The sequence below is a fragment of the Fibrobacter sp. UWB12 genome (genome assembly GCF_900142485.1).
In the GTDB taxonomy this organism is placed as follows: domain Bacteria; phylum Fibrobacterota; class Fibrobacteria; order Fibrobacterales; family Fibrobacteraceae; genus Fibrobacter.
This window is the reverse complement of sequence record NZ_FRAZ01000002.1, coordinates 557,821-577,235: the sequence shown is the minus strand read 5'-3', so window position 1 is coordinate 577,235 and position 19,415 is coordinate 557,821. Positions and strand designations below refer to the sequence as shown.

Sequence of the window (19,415 nt, the reverse complement as noted above, 5' to 3'; positions counted from 1 at the left end):
GATAAAAAATTGCCAATTGTAGAATTAATTGATAATTTCACTTTTGTAAAGAAAATGAAAAGCTTGTAGGAGCAAAAAAGGAGACAATATGAGCGGTAAAATGGTTAAATGGCTTTCAGGTTCCCTGATAGCGATGGGAGCATTCGTTGTTGGATGCTCCGAGTCCAATTCTTCGACCCCATTTGCGGAAACCACAAATGACGGTGTTTACATGAAGAATGATGTGAAGCAGATGTGGGCTCGAATCGATGAACGTGGCAGTATCGCCAGTTACTTCGATTCCCTTTCAAAGGAGGAAGGTGCCCCGGCTATTGGCGTTTCGACACGTTCTAACGTTCGTTGCGCAGCCCCTGCTCTCCAGATGGACGATAACACGCGTTATCTCGACGAACTTGAAACCCTCTTTGACGAAGGTGAACAGGTAGAAGGTGTTTGCGGTAAGGCTCTCAAGTTGAGCGACGGTCAGGTTGCTCCGCTTGGCGTGAATTTGATTGATTCTATGAGTGTTGGAACAGTCGAATTCTGGTTCCGCCCGAACGCAGATTTCTTTGACAAGAATGCAAGAACGCTTCTTGGCAACGATGGCGCCAGAATCCATTTCTTCTACAAGGGAGGGGAGCTATTCTTCCAGAAGAATCATCACAACCAGCATTACTATGTAAACGGTAAGGCTGCGTTGAAGGATGACTGGAACTTGATCGCTGGTCAGTGGGGAGACGGCTACATGAGCTTGTGGCTGAACGGCGAACTTGTCGGTTACTGGGAGCACGATAAGGGTTATGTGCCTGCCCAGCGCGCCATTCCGTTCGAAAACCTCGTGGTGATTGGTTACAAGTCCAGTTGCTGCATGGAAGGTCCGGGCCAGTACGAATCTATGACGACATCGGGTTCTTTCGACCAGTTCCGTATTTCGAATATCGCTCGTTACGCCTTGCCGGATTCTTTGATTGCTAAGGATACTACGGAGGAAAAGAAGGAGACTCCGGAAGTAGTACCAGAGAAGAAGGAAGAAGAAAGAACCTGCAAGGCGTCAGCTCTTAAGATGGACGACAATACCCTCTATTTGGACGAACTTGAATCCGATTATGAATCAGGAACGTTGGTAGATGGTGTTTGCGGCAAGGCGGTTTCCTTGAAAGATGGCGAAAACATCCAGACGGGTATCAACTTGATTGATGAAATGGCTGCTGGTACCGTAGAATTCTGGTTCCGCCCGAGTGACGAATTCGACCTGAATACTGCACGTACTCTTCTTGGTAACGATGGCGCCCGTCTCCATTTCTTTGTGAAGAACGGCGAACTCATTTTCCAGAAGAATCATCCGGACATCCATTACTATGTTAAGGGTGCTGTTACGCTCAAGAAGGATTGGAACCTGATTGCCGGCCAGTGGGGCGATGGCTACATGAGCCTCTGGGTCAACGGCGAAATGGTTGCAAGTAAGGTTCATGCTGAAGGTTATGCTCCGTCTACCCGTTCGTATGAATTCGAAAATCTCATTGTGATCGGTTATAAGTCTTGGTGCTGCATGGAAGGCCCGGGTCAACATTCTTCGATGACGACTTCCGGTGATTTCGACCAGCTCAGAATTTCTAACATCCCGCGTTACGAAGTGAAGGTTGAAGAACAAAAGCAAGAAGAAAAGGACTCGGTTAAGATTCTTGTCCCTATCGATGTTGATACTACTGTTGTGAAGACTGACTCTATTGCTGGTAATGATACTACCATAGTAGTGGTTGACTCTCCTGTGGTTGATACTACGGAATCTAAGTAGTCTTTAAATAAATCTTGCAAAGGTCCCGGCTTTCGAGCCGGGATTTTTCATTTTACTAAATTGCTAGCATGGCGTTCGTTCATTTACAGACTCATTCTGAATTTTCGATTTTGCAGGCTTCGGCCCGACTTGATGATATTTTGGCGGCTGCCGCAGCAGAAAATGCACCTGCCGTTGCGTTGACGGACCATGGTGCCATGTTTGGGATTTTGGAAATCCAGACACGCGGAAAAGATTTGAACAAAAAGCGCAAGGAACAAGGCCTCCCGCCGGTCAAGACCGTTTATGGTTGCCATATTTACGTGGATACGCCGAGTGCAAGCCAGAAAGACCCTACGACGTTTGAACGTTTGACGCTCCTTGTCGAAAACGAAAAGGGCTATTACAATCTGCTCCGTATCGTGAGTTACCGTTACGAAGATGGGGACCGCTGGGCAGAAATTCCGTCTGTGCCGCTGGATACGATTGAGCAGTTTAAGGAAGGCATTATCGCCATTGCTGGCGATTTCTTTAGCCGTTATGGTCAGAATGTGGCGGCAGGGCGCGATTCTCTGGCGCTTGAATACATGGACCGACTGAATCAGATTTTTGACCACGACCATCTGTACATTTCTGTTTGCGATAACGGGATTCCGCAGCAAAAGCGCGTCAATGAATTTAACGTGGAACTCGCAAAGAAGTATGGGCGAGAAGTGGTTGCGGTGGGCGATGTCCATTACATCAAGCCCGAAGATGCCACTGCGCACAAGATTTTGCGTTGCATTTCGCTCAAGGTCACGCTGAACGGCTTTGAAGACAAGCGTTTCCCGACGGAAAAGTTCTATTTCCGCACCGAAAAAGAAATGGTGGAACTGTTCGGGCATATCCCGGGCGCTATCGAAAATACGGTCAAGATTGCCGAACGCTGTAACTTTACCGTGAAAACCGGTATCGGTGACGAGTTCTGGCCGCGTTTCAAGATTCCCGATGAGTTCCTTTCTTCGGACGAATACCAGAATATCAAATCCATCATGAAGGCGGAATACGATGCGGAATATCCGGTCGTTTACGAGCGTGAAATCAAGGGTGTCATCAAGGACCGCAAAAAGAAGGTCAAGGCAAATTACTGTACCGAGAAGGGTATTGCCGAAGATGCGTTGAATGACGCAGACAATGCCGAAATCGACCGCTTGTCGCAGCCGGAATTCTTTGATGAAGACGACCAGAAAGCATTGAAGAAAAATGTGCACCGTTGGTGCAAACCGGGTGGCGATGCCGACATTTACATCACGCATCTTTGCAATGAACGCTTAAAGTGGCGATTCCCCGACGAAGATTTCAAGTTCCCGGCTCACGAAACGAACGTGGGCAAGCGCATGTACAAGGAACTCAACTGTATCCGCAACATGAACGTGGCGGGCTACTTGCTTATTGTGTGGGACTTCATCAACTGGTCTCGTGAACACGGCATTCCCGTGGGCCCGGGACGTGGTTCTGCTGCTGGTTCCTTGGTCACTTACATCATCGGTATTACCGACATCGACCCGCTTACTTTTGACCTCCTTTTTGAACGATTCCTGAACCCGGAACGTGTGTCCATGCCGGATATCGATACGGACTTTGCGGACCGTGACCGCGGTCGCGTGATCCAGTACGTGACGGACAAGTATGGCAAGGAGTGCGTGGGCCAGATTATTACCTACGGTATGCTCAAGTCGAAGGCGGTGATTACAGACGTTGCGCGCGTGCTCGGGATTCCGCCTGCCGAAGCGAAGGGCATTACAAAGCTCTTCCCGCAGCGTACGTTGAACTTTAGCTTAAAGCAGGCCTGGACGGGTAAGGACAAGAAAGGCAATAACCTCGAAGATGGTTACAGCCCGGAACCGTTGCAGGCGATGATTGGCAGCCGTGCAAGCTACCAGAACCTTTGGGACGTTGCCAAAAGACTTGAAGATTTGCCGCGCCAGACGGGCGTGCATGCTTGCGGTGTGGTGATTACGCCAACCCCGATTTATAACCTTGCTCCTTTGTACCGTGCCGCTCCGGAAGATACGCCGGTGGTGATGTACGATAAGCACTACGCCGAAGACATCGGGCTTTTGAAGATGGACTTCCTTGGGCTTATCAACTTGTCCATCATTCAGGACACGGTGAAGATGGTCGAACAGAACCGCAACATCAAGCTTGTGATGAACAAGATTCCGATTGATGACAAGGCTACGTTCGAACTCTTGGGCAAGGGCCTTACGACGACGGTGTTCCAGTTCGAATCTCCGGGTATGCAGAAGTACCTGCGCGAACTGAAGCCGACCCGAATCTTTGACCTTATCGCTATGAACGCCCTGTACCGACCGGGGCCGATTGACCAGATTCCGCACTTCATTGCCCGTAAGAACGGCAAGGAAGAGATTGACTGCTACCATCCGGACTTGGAACAGGTGCTTGGCGAAACGTACGGCGTTATCGTGTACCAGGAACAGGTGATGAAGCTTGCCCAGATTTTGGGTGGCTATTCGCTGGGTGGCGCTGACAACATTCGCCGTATCATGGCTAAGAAGATGCCGGAAAAGATGGCAAAGCTCGAGCCGGAATTCTTCCAGAAGTGCTTGGACAAGGGCTACGACAAGGCGATGATCCAGAAGGTCTGGGACGCCGTGCTCCCGTTCTGCGGATACGCATTTAACAAGAGCCATGCTGCTGCTTATGCTTACGTGGCTTACCAAACGGCGTACCTCAAGACGCATTACGGTCCGGAATACATGGCCGCATCCATGACTTCCAAGATGGGCAAGACCGAAGATACGGTGACCATCATTTTGGAATGTAAGCGCCTCGGCATCGAAGTCTTGTCGCCGAACATCAATACGTCTTTGGGAGTGTTCTCGGCGAACACGAAGGGCCAGATTCTTTACGGTCTTGCGGGTATCCGCAACGTGGGTATCGCTGTCGTCGAAGACGTTGTAGCGGAACGCGAACGCCGTGGTATCTACAAGGACATCTTTGATTTCTGCAAGCGTGTGACGGAATACCAGGCCGCGCAGCCGGAAAAACGTCCGCCGCTCAACAAGAAGGTCTTGGAATGTTTGATCATGGCGGGTGCATTGGATGACCTGCCGGGAAGCCGTGCCGTGCAATGCGCAACGGTGGACCGTGCTTTGGAAGTCGCCATGCGCAGCCAGGAAGACAAGGTGAAGGGGCAGGTATCGCTCTTTGACTTGGGCGGAGCTGCCGCCATGCCGAATACGGCCGAAGTCTTGGAAGAAGCCGAAGAATGGACGGCTATGGAAATGCTCAACAAGGAACGCAGCGTGCTTGGGCTATTCCTTTCGGGCCATCCGCTTGATGAGTTCCGTCCCGAACTGATGGGCTTTACGAGTTGCTCGCTTTCGGAAGACGAAATCGTGCGCCATGTGGGCGAAACGGTTGTTGCCGGTGGCGTGGTCATCCGCATGCGTTCCATCGAAACAAAGCGCGGCGATACGATTGGCTCGGGCGCTATCCAGGACTTCCATGGTGAAGTCGAAATGTTCTTCAAGAAGGATGTGTGGGAACGTTTGCGCGATACGGTCTCGATTGATGACCGTGTGCTTGTGAAGGGCGTGCTTGAACAACAGCGTGACCGCGATGGTTACCAAATTATCGTTGAAGAAGTTATCCAGCTTGACCGCGTCCGCTGCGATATGGTAAGCCATATTCACGTATCGCTTTACTCGGGAATGCTTACAGACGAGTTCTTGGACAAGCTTGAAGTCGAAATGAAGGCCAATTTGGCCGATGAATACACCCGAGGATGCGAATTTGTGTTCCATTTGGAGACAGAATCGGGTTACGAACATGTCGTTCTCTTAAAAAAATATAAAGTTGTATATACTCAGGAATTGTTGCAGTGGCTCAGGACCGATTTGGGCGCACTGAAGGTTTGGGTATCGAATCGTGCAAAACGTTAACGAAGATAATTCTCCTTATATCCTCTTCTGTGCAGGAGAGGATTCCGGCGACATGATTGGCGCCGAGATGGTCGCGACCGCGGTTGACCTTGGTTTTAAGGTTATTGGTGTCGGCGGACCGTTGATGCAGGAGAAAGGGCTTCTTCCCTTGTGGGATTACAACGATCTCCCGGTTTCGGGAATGGGCGATGTGGTTCCAAAGTATTTTTCGTTAAAGAATATTTTTGAAGTTTTGAGTGATGCCGCGGAATCGAAAAAGTGCTTGGGCATTATCGCTATCGATTATCCGGGTTTTAACATGCGACTTGCTTCCCTTGCTAAAAAGTGGGGGAAACCCATGCTTTATGTGGCGCCTCCGCAAGTGTGGGCATGGAAATCCAAGCGGGCTAGTGTGTTCAAACAGGCAAGCAATATTCGTTTGGCCGTGTTCTTTGACATCGAGGCTCTTGCCTATAAGCGGATGGGGTGTGAAACGATTCGACTCAAGCATCCGATAACGAGCTGGAAGTTCGATTGTGTGGAACCTAAATCCGACATGTTACTTTTGCCGGGAAGCCGCCGTGCGAGTGCTTTGCGCAATTTGCCCTCTTTTGTTACGGTTGCCGAAAAGTACCGTAACGTGTGGGCTGAAAATAACATGGGCCCGATTCCAGATGTTGTTGTTGTGGCTTCTAGAGAACATTTGGAAGTTCCGCTATTGGTGGCGCTCGAAAAACTTTATGACGGACGTTTGCCGAGTTGGTTAAAAGTTGTGGTGGCTCCGAAACGTTTAAGTGACCGATTGAATTTTTATTCGGCATATTCGGCCGCGCTCACTTCATTTGGAACGAGTACGCTTGAAATGGCGTGTGCCGGAATTCCGTTTGCTGCATGCGTTGTGCCGGACTTCTTGACATATGCGATGGGAAAAATCCTGGTCAAGTCCGAATTCCTGTCGCTTCCGAATGCTATTTTCGGCTGCGGCGTGACTCCGGAATTTATCATTCGCCATAAGATGAACGATCGAATGGCAGAATCTATTGTCGATGCGTTGTTCCAGCAAGATATCGGAACCGTAGACGAAATTGCAATCCGTCTCCGTAAAATTCTGGATGTCGGTAAGACCTCTAGCGAACTAGTGTCTGAATTTCTTGCTCAGTTCCTCAAGCGTTAAGCGCATCAGAGTGGGGCTTCCGAAGGGGGACTTGAGCGGGTCCTGCGTAATCATCAGCTGGCTTACGAGTGCCGTAATTTCTTCGGGCTTGAGCTTATCGCCTGCCTGGTATGCGTTTGTTTTTGCCCAAGATTTTGCAATTGCTTCCTGGAACTTGACCATATCATTCTTGGTATCGTTTTCGTCGACATCGTTCAAGAAATCGTGAACGGCTTTGGCGGCACGCGAAAGCGGAAGCGCACTTGGGATGGAACGAATCTGGAAGGTGTCACCGCCAAACGGCTCGACAAAGAAGCCGAGCTTGCGCAGTTGATCATCGACGTTTCGGAAGATTTCTTTTTCTTGTTTAGAAAGGTCGATGAGCTCGGGGAACAAGAGTTCCTGACTGTCTTGAGCGATGTTGTTCTGGAGAGATTCCATAGCCTGTTCGAAGAGCACGCGTGTATGGGCCGCGTGCTGGTCGATAATCAAGAGACCGTTGGAATCTTCGCCAGCGATATACGTGTTTGCAATCTGGAAGAACGAAGGCGGGGCCCACGGCGTTTCACGCGGTGGCGTGGGCTTGGTGTGATCGGGTTCCAGCGAAATAATCTTGCCGTATTCGGGGAGCGAAAACAGGTCTTGAACGTCATCGCTTACGTCGTATTTAGACTTCTTGTCCGAAAGCGTGTTCGCAGCACTTGCGGACTTTGCGTATGGCTTATTAGCAGATGTGTTTGCAGGGGTAATGCCTGCATAATTTGTTTTCGCGAATGGATTTTCCCACGGCAAGTCGTTTTGTGGCTGTGTCGGTGCGGCTGGTGATGCAAACGAAGGCTGCGCGGGCGTTTCAGCCGTTGTGGAGCGCATAGGCGTTGTTTGCGGGGCCGCTGCCGGGCCTCCCATAAGTTCATCGCTCAAGTCAATAAATGGCGAATTTGCTTCCAAATCCCGAGTGAACGTATCGCGGATGGCATGCGTCACGACGAGGAAAACCAAGTTGCCGTTCGCAAAACGGACTTCGCGTTTTGCCGGGTGCACGTTGATATCGAATTCCATGTCCGGCATGTCGAGGAAGAGCACCGTCACAGGCTTGCACTGCGCTCCGTATGGCTCGTATGCTTGAGAAACGGCCTTGCTTACCATCTTGTTTTCGATGGGACGGTTCCTCATGAAGAGAAATTGGTGGTTGCGCTTGCCGTTAGTCTCTGTCGTGGGCGAGATGTAGCCTGTCACATGGACGCCTGCTTCGGTGTAATCGACGGGGAGCAAACCCTTCGCGACCTTGGAACCGATGGCTTCGGCGATGCGGCTGCGGAGTTCTCCGGGAACGCCTGTAAAGACCGTTCTATCGCCCACTTTATAGTCAAAACGGATTTCCGGGTGCGAAATGGCTGTTTTTAAGACAATGTCTAAAATGCGGGAGCACTCGGAAGTTTCACTGCCGAGGAATGTGCGGCGTACGGGCGTGTTGTAGAACAGGTCTTCGACAAGGAATGTCGTGCCTCGGCTTGCCTGGATATCTTCTCTTTCGATAACTTCGCCACCCTTTACGACGATACGGCCACTTTCGCCATCTTGTGTGGCGCTTGTAATCGTTAATTTGGATACAGCGGCAATGGAGGCGACAGCTTCACCGCGAAAACCATTTGTCTGGAGGTGAAATAAGTCGTCTGCACTTGTTAGTTTGGATGTAGTGTGGCGCAAAAAACAGAGTTCCAGGTCGGCACTACCCATGCCTTTACCGTTGTCTGTAACTTGGATTTTTTTCTTTCCACCTTGTTCAATTTGGACTTGAATTCGGGTTGCTCCGGCGTCAATTGCATTCTCAATAAGTTCCTTAACAGCCGATGCTGGACGTTCTATGACCTCGCCAGCAGCAATTTTATTGATGATTTCGTCGGATAAAAGGTGAATTTCAGCCATTTTCGCTTTTATATGTAGCTAATTACGTATGCTATTTGTTATTTGATTGCTATATTATAAATATAGCTAATGAATTTTTATGAACAAGTGAGGTGAGTGAAATGGTTTCAAATCTATTCCTTCAGCTAGCACACATTGAATTACTGATGTCTTACCCGGTCAAGGACATATTGACCTTGGTCAAACGAGATTCGCGATTCAACGTGAAACTTCTAAATGATTTGTACTTCGAAGATTCATACGTAGATGAAAGCGCTTACCGATTCATAATGGACAACATCGTCGCGTGGTTGTACGAACGCGGTGAAAATCCAGATGAATTCATCGAACGCATTGTTAAGCGTTGCGCTGCATTTGAAGCCGTTCCCGCTCGTAGCGTGCTTCGCTCCTACTTGCCGTTCGTCTCTTCGTTCTACTCTGCTGAAGATGCTCGTGAACTTTGCCTTGAAATCATTCCGAAACGTTATCCGTTCCTGACGAAGTCTAATATCCTTCGCAACGAAGTTATCGATGGAAACCGCAGGGTGGACTTCACGTTCCAGTTCGAGACTCCGGGTGTCCTTGCTGCAAACCCGATGCGCTGGATCCGCAGCATGATCAACATTGGACCTCTCCTCTTGAACACGCCTGCATACGAACACATTAGCTACCTCGCTACACAAACCTCGTTTATCGAAGCTCTTGAAAACAGAGTCCCCGCCGAAATGAAGGAAGACGGCGGTGTGTACATCAAGGGTGAACTTGTTGGCCGTCATGCAACGTTTAACGATTGCATCAAGGAACACAACCTCGAATGGAAGAACGACGTCGAAAAGAGCATTGGCTGCGTCCGTTCTTTGGTCGATATCCGCGACCCGAAGACCGGTGCCGTTCTTATCGAAAAGGATTGCTACTACGGCGCTCCGGCTTACGTTCTTGAGTTCAACTTCAAGGCTAACGTAAATGCTTCCGAACCGTTCCTCAAGCTCATGAGCTCTGTGGTGAAGCAGGAATTTGCTGCTTGGGCTCCGATCCAGAAGGCTCACGAACAGTTGCTCGATGCGATGAACGATTCTGTCACGATCGTGTACTACAAGAGCGATGACTCAATCTCTGTGAACAGCAAGCACCTCATGCGTAACGTTCCGGCACGTATCCTCCGCAACCTCCTCCGTGAATACACTGTGACTGGTCGTGAAGAATACGAGAACCGCGAATTCAAACGTGACCCGGCTATTTGCATGGACCCGCTCCGCCCGAACTTCGAGAGCAGGTTGAACCGCGTTATTGCCCATATCAATGGCTCTGACGATCCGGAACATCCGAGCGAAGGCGTCAAGAAGTACTTCGAAATTGAACGTCATCGTCGCGGTGGCTTCCGTTTCGTTCCGAAGTGCAAGATTGTCTTCAGAGAAGAATAAGATTACTTTGTTCTAACTTTTGCAATGCTGATTTAAAGATTAAAAATTTAATATCAGGTGCAAAAGTTAAAAAGGTAAATTTTATTGAGTGAAGAAATAAGAAAAAGGAAAGAACCAGACCGCCTACGAATTGGTATATTTAGAGCGTTGAGAATGGTTAGAAAGGTAAATCCTGAAACGACTTTATCATTGCTCCCCTCCTGATAGGTTCAAGGTTCTGGAAACCGCTCAATATTTTCTCCTTCTTAGGAAAGGGCTCTTCTAGAGCCCTTTCTCTTTTTTTATGCATTGACATTCCGCATATTTTTCGCGTTGTCATCCCGCACTCTGATGCGGGATCGCCTTCTTGAGATTGCAAAAAAGCTCGCCGATGGGCGAGCTTTTGAAATGGAGATGCCCGCTCGGTGGCGGGCATGACAAGTGTCTATTAGCGGCGGCTTAGGGCCATTGACTAATGCTGGCGCATTAGCGACGGCGGGCGGCCATCTCTTTCTTCAAGATGTCCATGACAGCGCCGATTTCGGCAGGAGCCTTGAACACCGGGTTTGCGTACTTGCTTGCGATGTTTTCGAGCTTCTGTTCGTGGTAAGCAACCTTGAATTCCGTGAACTTGAGGCCGTGTGCCGTGCTGATGACGACGACGTTTTCGTCCTTCGCGATCTTGCCTGCGGCAACGAGCTTTTCGAGAGCGCCGAGAGCGACACCCGTGTGCGGGCAGCAGTAGAGACCGATGCGGTCGCCGCGGTGTGCTGCGTTGGCGAGTTCTTCTTCGCTGACGCTTACGACCATGCCGTTTGTCTTCTGGATGGCGCGAACTGCCTTCGGGTAGCTGACCGGGTTACCGATCTGGATGGCAGATGCGAGTGTCTTCTTGGCCTGAACCGGAACGAGCTTGTCGAAGCCACGTTCGTATGCCTGGTAGAACGGGTTTGCGTTTTCTGCCTGAGCAACGATGATACGAGGAATGCGGTCGATGAGACCCATGGCCTTGCAGTCTTCGAAACCCTTGGCAAGTGCGCTCACGTTACCGAGATTACCGCCCGGGATAATCACGGTGTCCGGAACGGTCCAACCGAGTTCCTGGCAGATTTCCGGAGAAATTGTCTTCTGGCCTTCGACGCGGAGGCTGTTCATGGAGTTGGCGAGGTAAATGCGGTTGTCCTTCGTGACTTCCTGAACAATCTTCATGCAACCGTCAAAGTCGGTGTCGAGAGCAAGCACGATGCTGCCGTTAGAAATCGGCTGGATGAGCTGTGCGGTGCTGGTCTTGCCGGCCGGGAGGAACACGATAGACGGAATGCCAGCCTTGGCGCAGTAGGCGCTGAGAGCTGCAGAAGTGTCGCCGGTAGAAGCGCAAGCGACGGCGTCGATCGGGTGAATGTTCTTTTTGATGATGTGGTTCACTTGGCTTACGAGAACCGTCATGCCGAGGTCTTTGAAGGAACCCGTGTGAGAGTTGCCGCAGAGCTTTACCTTGAGGCTTCCGATGCCGAGATCTTTTGCGAGCGGAGCTGCGTCAAAAAGCGGGCTCCAGCCTTCGCGCATGGTGACGATGTCTTCGACCGGAATATCCGGGAGCACCATTTCGCGCTTGCTCCAGATACCGCTCATGTCTTCGGGCTTAAAGCTCATGCGGCGTTCGGCAAAGAGCTTCTTCCATTCTTCCGGGCTGCGGCTTGCGAGCGCTGCGCGGTCGTGTTCGACTTCGAGCAGGCTACCGTCCACCTTGCTGCGGTAAATGACGTCGGTCAGCGGGTAGGTATCGTCGCCGTTGATGTTTCTAAAATGAGCGTTAAACTGAGACATAATTTCCTCTTTGTTTTTCGACCGCAAATATAGCATTTTGGATTGGAGTTCCAAGTTTTGAGTTCCTAGTTACTAGAGAATTTTAAATCGGGATTTTCTAATGACTATTAACTAGTATCTAGTAACTACGAACTAGCAACTTTAATTTCCCTACAGCGATTTTGCTATATTATGGGCGAAATTTATTACAAGTAAATACTCGGAGTTCTGAGTGAATAAGAAAAAATTTATCCTATTCCCGCTTTTGGCGTTCGTTTTGTCGTCCTGCTTGTTCGATTCGGATGACGATGGCTTGTCTAACTGGCTTTCTGACCAGGGAATGCCTAGCAGCTATAAAGTTCAGACTGTAACAGTTGGTGACTTGAATCCCTTGTCTGCCGAAGTTTATCGCGATACGCTCCCCAAGAGTGCTTGGAGACGTGGCGTGTTCGGTACCGCCAATGGCATTTCTTACGACGCTGTTTTTGATTTTGCATTGGACAGCGCATTCCTCGATACTCTGAATAGTGCTGATTCTGCGATTTCCTATTTGCATTTGAGACTTTGGGATTCGTATTACAATGACTATTATCTGCCCTCGAACTTTTTCCCCATCAAGGAAGACTTGAAGCTCAACGTGAGCTGGATTCTTTCGGAAAAGTTGAAAAAGAATGAGTTCGATAAAATCGGCGATGCTGCCGATGACTCCGTTTGGTCTAAAGAACTAGAAACGTGGAAGGCAAAAAATTCTGCCGATACGACGCTTTCTATCTCGATTGTCAAAAAGGATTCCCTCTTGACGCTTGATATGCCGAAGGCTCTTGTAGATGACCTCCACAAAAATAAGGGCTATCGTCGTTTGCAGTTGCGCTTGTCTGCTCCGGAAGCAAAGCATATTTACCGATTCTATGGCGCAGGTTCTGTAAATTACTATCCGCAATTGATTTTGGTGGCCAAGAGCAAGAAAGACTCTCCGAAAAGCTTTGGACCGAAGCGTGCCGTGAATATTTACTCTAATCTCGAAGATTGCTCGGATTGCCTTGTATTGCATGGCGGTGGTATCGATTCCCTGTTGGTCGAATTCCCGTCCAAGCCGATTTTGAAAGCCTTGGCTGATTTTTACGGTGATGAATTCCCTTATACCGTGGGCGACAGTAACGATGTGCGCCAGGCAGTCGTGATGGCTGTTGTGACGTTCTTTAGGGACGATTCCAAGGGTAGCCAAGAAATGAATTTGCCAATCTTGGTTCAGGCCGGTTCCTTCTTGGATAGCGCCGATACCTCTGTCATCAACTGGGAAGAATACAAGAAGAATAAGGCTAGAGTCGATTCTATTGGACACCCCAATGTGGTGTTCTATCCTGGCGATTCCTTGTCGTTGCAAGTGACTTATGGCATGCGTGATTTCATCAACAGGGCTAGCGATGGCCGTACGTTCAAGATGCTGATGCGCTTTAGTAATACGCTTATCTTTGATAAGGACACGTATTTCTACGACCATACTACGGATAACGCAGGCACGATTCGATTGGCCAATGGGGATACAATCAAGGTTGCAAGCGGAGATACTCTCCAGGTATTTACATCTGATAGAGATTACGCCCGTTACGATTTTAGCACTATCAAGAGCAAACCCGCTACGCTTAAGCTCTGGCTTGCTTCTAAGCGTGGGGAGGAATAATGAAAAAGTTTATTAGCGCATTGCTTTGTGTTTCTAGTTTTTCCTTTGCGTCGATGATTGGCCTTGAGGCTCTTGGCCAGGAACAGATTGCTGGCGGTTCTGCCGCTATGGCTGGTCGTGGCTTTGCGGGTAATGCAAAGACGGGTGATATCGAAGGTGTTTCTGTTGTGAACCCGGCTCGTCAGGCTTTTGATTCCAAGGTCACGTTTAACTTGAACTTCTTGCTCGATGTGACAACGGCGGATCGCTCTAATTCGCATTTCACAAAGACGAACCTCACGATGCCTTCGATGAACTTGACGTTCCCGATGAATGACTTTGGAACGCTTGGTTTCTCGTTGTGGCAACATTATTCTTCTACGATGCGCGAAGACATCGATAACGAAGAAGAAAACTGGAATGCACAAATCGAATACCAGAGCAGCGTTTATGAACTGGTGCCGACTTATGCCATTAGACTTCCGTTTTTCCGTGCGGTTTCGCTCGGTGCCTCGGCGCACTTTGTGATGGGTAGTTTTACTCGTGACCTTACGCTTGGACCGGACAATAGCGAAATTGACCGTGATGATGCTTGGGCAACAAGCAATTCCGAAGTGACGGACCATGTGAGTGGCGACTGGAAACTCAAGAATTCGGCTTACTTTACTGTTGCCGCCCAGTTCCGCGGTCGTATGGCTTCGTATTTCTTCTCGTTCACGACGCCCTATACGCTCAAGAATGAACTTGAATACAACTTAAGATTCAGCGAATTGGATACGCTTGCTCCAACACATTATACTCGCTCCATCAAGGTGCCTGCAATGCTTGCGACTGGCGTCAGTTATCGTTTGAACAAACGTCACAATGTGATGGCTGATGTTGCCTGGCGTGCATGGTCCCGCGATATAGACAATGTTGCAGGAAGTTGGAGCATGTCGCAGGTGACAAAAACGCAAAATGATTTTAATATATCCATTGGATATCAGCGCGATGGAAGTGATGTCTTTTATGATTCCTATTGGGATCGCATTGCTTATCGAGCTGGTCTCTGGTACAAAAGCTGGTATGTAGAAGATGTATCTGAAATAGGTGGATCTATTGGTGCTGGTTTCCCGCTTGGGAGAAAGGGCACAATGTTGGATCTCGCCATTCAAGGTGGGGTGCGCCTGACGGACGACGACCGCAACTGGAGTGAATCGTTTATTGGTATTCGCTTGGGCTTGGTGGGTGTCGGAAATTGGGGCAAGACCCGTGGTCAGTAAGATTCAACTAGAAGGAGATCGAGATGACTACTAAGAAAAAAGAAGAGATTGTAAAGGCTGCTGCTACGAAGGCAGCTCCTGCAAAGAAGGCTACGAAGACTACGGCAAAGACTGCCGCAAAGGCTGCTGAAACTTCAGCAAGTGATGCAACCGAAGTAAAGGCCGCAAAGAAGACTGCTGTAAAGGCCGAAAAGAAAACGGCTACAAAGGCCACCGAACAGAAGATTGTTGCAAAGGTCGCTAAGAAGCCTGCTACAGTTGAAAAGGTTGCCGCAAAGGCTGCTCCTGCAAAGAAAACCGTGAAGAAGGCCGACAAGGCTGCTGCGACAAGCACCGCAGCCAAGACTACTGCAAAGGCTACAAAGGTTTCTGAAAAGACCACAAAGTCCGTTACCGCAGCAAAGAAAGTTGTAAAGGCTGCAACAAAGGCAAAGAAGGTTGATGTAGAAGTTGTCGAAACTGCGGCTGCAAAGGCTGCTGCTCCAGAAGCTATTCCGCAAACATTCGATGCTGAATACTTGGTCCTCATGCAAAAGGACCCGAACTGGATGCAGGCCTTCTGGGAAGTTTCTGAAGAACGCATCAAGGCTGCTAAGAAAGGCAAGGGCAAGCTCGTTTTGCGCTTGTTCGATATTTCGAACGACCTCACGGTAAAGCGCAACAAGAAGCTCAAGTTCCACGATATCGAAGTTCCGGCAGATGCCCGTACTTGGTACGTGGAAAATAAGGCTACGCAGAACTGTGCTGCAGCTCTTGGCGTTGTTTCTGCTGGCAAGTTTGAACCGCTCGTAGAAGCTGGTCCGATGCAGACGTTTAAGTTTGAAGGCTCCGAAGTGAATACGGAAAATGTTTTTGTCCGTGCTTCGCTTGGTGGTGCTTCCATTGGCGGTTTTGGCAGCTCGGGACTTTCCTCGATGTCTGCAAAGAACTGGCTTGAATCGCTTTCGAGTTCTTCGGGCTCCATGTTCTCGGGCGCACTTTCCAGTGCCGCTCTCAAGAGCAATAAGCTTGAACTCCCGAAGGATTCCGTGAACTACGGCAAGGACTTCTTCTTGTGGGTAAAGACTCGCTTGATCGTTTACGGTGGCACGCGTCCGGATGCGCATTTGCAGGTGCGTGGCGAACCGTTCCCGCTCAACCCGGATGGCACCTTCAGCTTTGAAGAAGACCTCCCGGACGTGACGAAGATTATTCCGGTCTTTGCTACTGATAAGGACGGCGATTTCCCGACTACAATCGTTCCGATCGTTGTTAAGCGCACGGAATAATGCCGAAGCCCGGTAAAGTACACCTTTTGCTTCACGCGCATTTACCTTTTGTGCGTGAACCCTCTTATGACCGGTTCTTGGAAGAGAACTGGTTTTTTGAGGCTATGGCGGAGACGTACTTGCCGATTATCCAGATGTTAAATCGTCTGGAAGAAAAGGGCGTGCCGGGCACTTTGAATTTTAGTGTATCGTCAGCGCTTTTGGCGATGCTTACAGATCGTTCGCTTTTGGACAAATTCTCGCGCCATTTGCATAAACAACTTGAGTTGTTGGAGCGCGAAAAAGTCCGCTTGCAGAATGATTCCGAAAAAATGGAGGTAGTGAATTTTTACTACCGCCGTCAAATTGCTTTAATCAATACGTGGGAACACGATTGCGGTTGCGAAATTATCCCTTCTTTGAAACGCTTGGAGCAGATTGGTAAAATCAACTTGCTCACGTGTGTGGGAACGCATCCGTTTTTGCCTGCGTATCAAGGCGATGTCGATGCCATTCATCTTCAGTTAAAAATTACCGTTCGAGCATTCGAAGATGCTTTTGGTAAAAAGCCTCGTGGCTTGTGGCTCCCGGAATGTGGCTATTTTGAAGGCCTGGATGCAATCCTTGCTGAATACGGATTTAAGTATTTCTTCTTGGAAACGCATGGGGTGCTGCTTGCAAAACCGGCACCGAAGTATGGCGTGTTTGCACCGATTAAGACGCCTGCGGGGCTTTATTGCTTTGGACGCGAACAGAGCAGTTCCATGGAAGTATGGAGCCGCAAAACGGGGTATCCGGGGCATCCTGAATATCGCGAGTTTTTCAAGGATATTGCGCACGAACGCGAAGATGAATATTTAGGCGATTACTTCCTTGCTGCTGGAACGCACATCGAAACGGGCCTCAAGTATTATCGCATTACTGGTAGCGAAGACAAGAAAATTTATCGTCCGTGGAATGCGCTACGTCTCGTAGAAGACCATGCGCGTTTGTTTATCGCAAACCGCGAAGAGACTGTTTCGAATTTGCTCCCGAATATGGATGGCAATAAGATTTCGATTCTTTGCCCGTACGATGCGGAACTTTTTGGACATTGGTGGTTCGAAGGTCCGCTGTTTATCGAAAAGATGTTTGAACGTGCGGCTAGTTCGAATGTTGTCGAAATGGCATCGCTCGAAGATTCTGTACCGTCATTGAATGTCACGGGAACTGTAGCGGATGCCGAAGTCCATGCGCCGATTTTCTCGTCGTGGGGCGAAGGCGGCTTTGGCGAAGTATGGATGAATGATGCTGTGGCGTTCCAGTATCCGCTGTTCTTTAGAATGCGCGGAATGATGAATGATTTGAAAAAACGTGGATCAAAGACAACCAAGCGATTCCTGGCGCAGATGGCGCGAGAACTTGTACTGTTCCAGGCTTCGGACTGGGCGTTTATGATTCACAATAATTCGGCTGCGGATTATGCTCGCGCCCGTTTGAATGGTCATTACGAAAATGTCCGTGTGCTTTATGCAGAGGCTGTTAAAGCAAAGCCGAATTTGCAGTTGCTCAAAACGTTAGAACAAAAGAATAATTTGTTCCCATGGATCGGTGAGTGCCTGTGATTGACGCACTCGACTAATAAACAATTATAAAGCTTTTTGTTTTGCCTTTGTTGCCAACGCGGAATCGGTGGATTCCCGGAGCCATCATCGATTTAACTTGTTCTTCTTGCAGACAATAAGACGAACCTTCGTATTTTTCTTGTGAAATGAGGTCACCGCGCCTGTTGCGGATTTCGATGAATTTCTTGTCTTTGGGGAGTGGGGCAAAGCAGAGAGGCCCCTGTTTCCATGGAACCGGAAATGCGTGCGGCTCAGCGGTGCTGTTTGAAATCGGGATGCTTTCGGATTTTCCCAATCTGCTGAAAATCCATGCCGAAGAATCGCTTGTCGCTAGTATCGTTGTTAGACTGTCAAGCGTCTTGTTGCTTGAAACTTTGTAAATGGATGCTTTGCCGTTATTGTATACGATTACTGATGCTTTACCGATAAAGTCTGTGAAATCTGTAGTGTAGGGAGCCGAGTAAAATTGCGGGATGGTGTAGAATTCGAATGCAAGGCTTTCGATATTCGGCTTGATGGAATCTTGATTGAGGAATGGAGCATCAGGCCATTTGGGCTGATCTTCGATAATCCAATTTTTTTTGTTTATGTATTCGGTGTGGTTTCCTGAAAATGAAAGTTTAAGTGCATAGTCGTGGAAAATGCTATCAGCGTTAAGATTGCGTTTTTTTAGTGCGGATTCAAGTTGGTATTCGAAATCCTGTGTTGGATTTGCGTAGTAGTTTTCCCAAATAAGCCTGTCTAATTCTTTAGAAACGTTTAGATACAGATAAAGGAATAACGTTGATGCTCCGTAGTTGCTTGTGTCTTCTGAGAGCGAATGACCCATATTTGCAAATAGTTTGGGGATGTAACGGAGATAGTCATCAATTTCTGGGTTTGTGATTTCTTCAAATCCTGTGGCAGATGCTTCGAACCAGAATGAAAAATTTACGCTTGTGTTGAGATAAGTGAGCTGTATCGAGTGATAGAATTCGTGGAAGATGGTTACGCGGAGCCCTTTGACCCATTCGTCTGTATAACTGTAATTATAAGTGTTGTTACGTAATGGATTTTTTGTTTTGGGATAAGTGCAAGTATCTCCATGAACAAAGATTGTATCATTGTCGTTATAGCGGTTGCATGTAGAGTAAAAATCGTTCTCCATGAAAATTTCGGAATTACCGTTTAAGCCAAATGGGTAGGTGACTGCGAAGTTTGCTGTACAGCCATTGCCTTCGATAATGTTGTCCCTAACTTGATTAACGTCGATGATTTCAACCGGATACAAGCCATCTTTTATGGGTTTTCGGAAATGATGGCTGATGGTTGGGCTCTTGGGAGCGTGCATTTTATGTTGGTTGATGTAAAAGTCCCACGCCCTTTCTAAAATGGCGGCGGTGCTATCGGCAAACTGTTTTGTGGTTGCATGCGGCCCTGCCAAAACATACATCACTTGAAAGTGCTGCGTTTCAATGGTGTAGACGGAGTCGTAATAATCTTCGGCCTTGCATTTTTCTTCGGCTTTGACGTTGGGCTCGTGCTTGATACTTGTTTGGTTTTGCGATTGCTTGTGTCTTTTGATAATATTTTCCCAAACATGCATCGAGCCACATTCATCTTCGTAGGCGTGCGTGTAAGAAACGGCAACGAAAAAATACAAAGCAACAAGAGCGATTACTTTTAAAAGCGAAAAAGAATGAGAATGTTCGTAATACAT

At 48.6% G+C, this 19,415-nt stretch carries 11 protein-coding genes; 8 read left to right on the top strand and 3 right to left on the bottom strand.

What is annotated here, in order from left to right:
- Window positions 1–88: 88 nt before the first annotated feature.
- From BUA34_RS04940 to BUA34_RS04930, 3 genes are all read left to right on the top strand, one after another.
- On the top strand, window positions 89–1,774 hold the full coding sequence (locus BUA34_RS04940) for a LamG-like jellyroll fold domain-containing protein (protein ID WP_072827617.1): 1,686 nt from the start codon (window positions 89–91) through the stop codon (window positions 1,772–1,774).
- Between the two features lie 68 nt (window positions 1,775–1,842).
- Complete coding sequence (gene dnaE, locus BUA34_RS04935; protein ID WP_072827616.1) at window positions 1,843–5,700, top strand: DNA polymerase III subunit alpha; 3,858 nt, start codon at window positions 1,843–1,845, stop codon at window positions 5,698–5,700.
- The gene (locus tag BUA34_RS04930) at window positions 5,687–6,853 is read left to right on the top strand and encodes a glycosyltransferase family protein (protein ID WP_072827615.1); all 1,167 of its coding nucleotides are present in this window, start codon (window positions 5,687–5,689) and stop codon (window positions 6,851–6,853) included. Before dnaE ends, BUA34_RS04930 begins: the two co-directional genes overlap by 14 nt.
- Here BUA34_RS04930 and mutL read toward each other — a convergent pair.
- Window positions 6,815–8,758, bottom strand: coding sequence for a DNA mismatch repair endonuclease MutL (gene mutL, locus BUA34_RS04925; protein ID WP_072827614.1), 1,944 nt, complete (start codon window positions 8,756–8,758; stop codon window positions 6,815–6,817). The genes BUA34_RS04930 and mutL overlap by 39 nt on opposite strands.
- A 101-nt stretch (window positions 8,759–8,859) precedes the next feature.
- On the opposite strand from mutL, the gene BUA34_RS04920 reads away from it, so the two are divergent.
- Window positions 8,860–10,158 (top strand): hypothetical protein, encoded by a 1,299-nt coding sequence (locus tag BUA34_RS04920; protein WP_072827613.1) that lies wholly within the window; start codon window positions 8,860–8,862, stop codon window positions 10,156–10,158.
- 465 nt (window positions 10,159–10,623) lie between these two features.
- On the opposite strand, the gene thrC is transcribed toward BUA34_RS04920, so the two are convergent.
- On the bottom strand, window positions 10,624–11,964 hold the full coding sequence (thrC, locus tag BUA34_RS04910) for a threonine synthase (protein ID WP_072827611.1): 1,341 nt from the start codon (window positions 11,962–11,964) through the stop codon (window positions 10,624–10,626).
- Window positions 11,965–12,175: 211 nt separating this feature from the next.
- On the opposite strand from thrC, the gene BUA34_RS04905 reads away from it, so the two are divergent.
- The 4 genes from BUA34_RS04905 to BUA34_RS04890 are packed head-to-tail and all read left to right on the top strand — an operon-like array spanning window position 12,176 to window position 17,716.
- Entirely contained in the window at window positions 12,176–13,624 is a 1,449-nt protein-coding gene (locus tag BUA34_RS04905; protein WP_072827610.1) for a hypothetical protein, read from the top strand.
- Complete coding sequence (locus BUA34_RS04900; RefSeq protein WP_072827609.1) at window positions 13,624–14,865, top strand: OmpP1/FadL family transporter; 1,242 nt, start codon at window positions 13,624–13,626, stop codon at window positions 14,863–14,865. Before BUA34_RS04905 ends, BUA34_RS04900 begins: the two co-directional genes overlap by 1 nt.
- 23 nt (window positions 14,866–14,888) lie before the next feature.
- Window positions 14,889–16,133, top strand: a complete 1,245-nt coding sequence (locus BUA34_RS04895) for a DUF4912 domain-containing protein (protein WP_072827608.1) — start codon at window positions 14,889–14,891, stop codon at window positions 16,131–16,133.
- Entirely contained in the window at window positions 16,133–17,716 is a 1,584-nt protein-coding gene (locus BUA34_RS04890; protein ID WP_072827607.1) for a glycoside hydrolase family 57 protein, read from the top strand. The genes BUA34_RS04895 and BUA34_RS04890 overlap by 1 nt, the downstream gene beginning before the upstream one ends.
- A gap of 13 nt (window positions 17,717–17,729) precedes the next feature.
- Here BUA34_RS04890 and BUA34_RS04885 read toward each other — a convergent pair whose 3' ends face one another.
- Entirely contained in the window at window positions 17,730–19,415 is a 1,686-nt protein-coding gene (locus tag BUA34_RS04885; RefSeq protein WP_254794332.1) for a hypothetical protein, read from the bottom strand.

Coding starts and splice junctions, on each gene's coding strand:
- BUA34_RS04940 (WP_072827617.1), top strand. CDS start 89: ATGAGCGGTAAAATGGTTAAATGGCTTTCAGGTTCCCTGATAGCGATG.
- dnaE (WP_072827616.1), top strand. CDS start 1,843: ATGGCGTTCGTTCATTTACAGACTCATTCTGAATTTTCGATTTTGCAG.
- mutL (WP_072827614.1), bottom strand. CDS start 8,758: ATGGCTGAAATTCACCTTTTATCCGACGAAATCATCAATAAAATTGCT.
- BUA34_RS04920 (WP_072827613.1), top strand. CDS start 8,860: ATGGTTTCAAATCTATTCCTTCAGCTAGCACACATTGAATTACTGATG.
- thrC (WP_072827611.1), bottom strand. CDS start 11,964: ATGTCTCAGTTTAACGCTCATTTTAGAAACATCAACGGCGACGATACC.
- BUA34_RS04900 (WP_072827609.1), top strand. CDS start 13,624: ATGAAAAAGTTTATTAGCGCATTGCTTTGTGTTTCTAGTTTTTCCTTT.
- BUA34_RS04895 (WP_072827608.1), top strand. CDS start 14,889: ATGACTACTAAGAAAAAAGAAGAGATTGTAAAGGCTGCTGCTACGAAG.
- BUA34_RS04890 (WP_072827607.1), top strand. CDS start 16,133: ATGCCGAAGCCCGGTAAAGTACACCTTTTGCTTCACGCGCATTTACCT.
- BUA34_RS04885 (WP_254794332.1), bottom strand. CDS start 19,415: ATGTATTACGAACATTCTCATTCTTTTTCGCTTTTAAAAGTAATCGCT.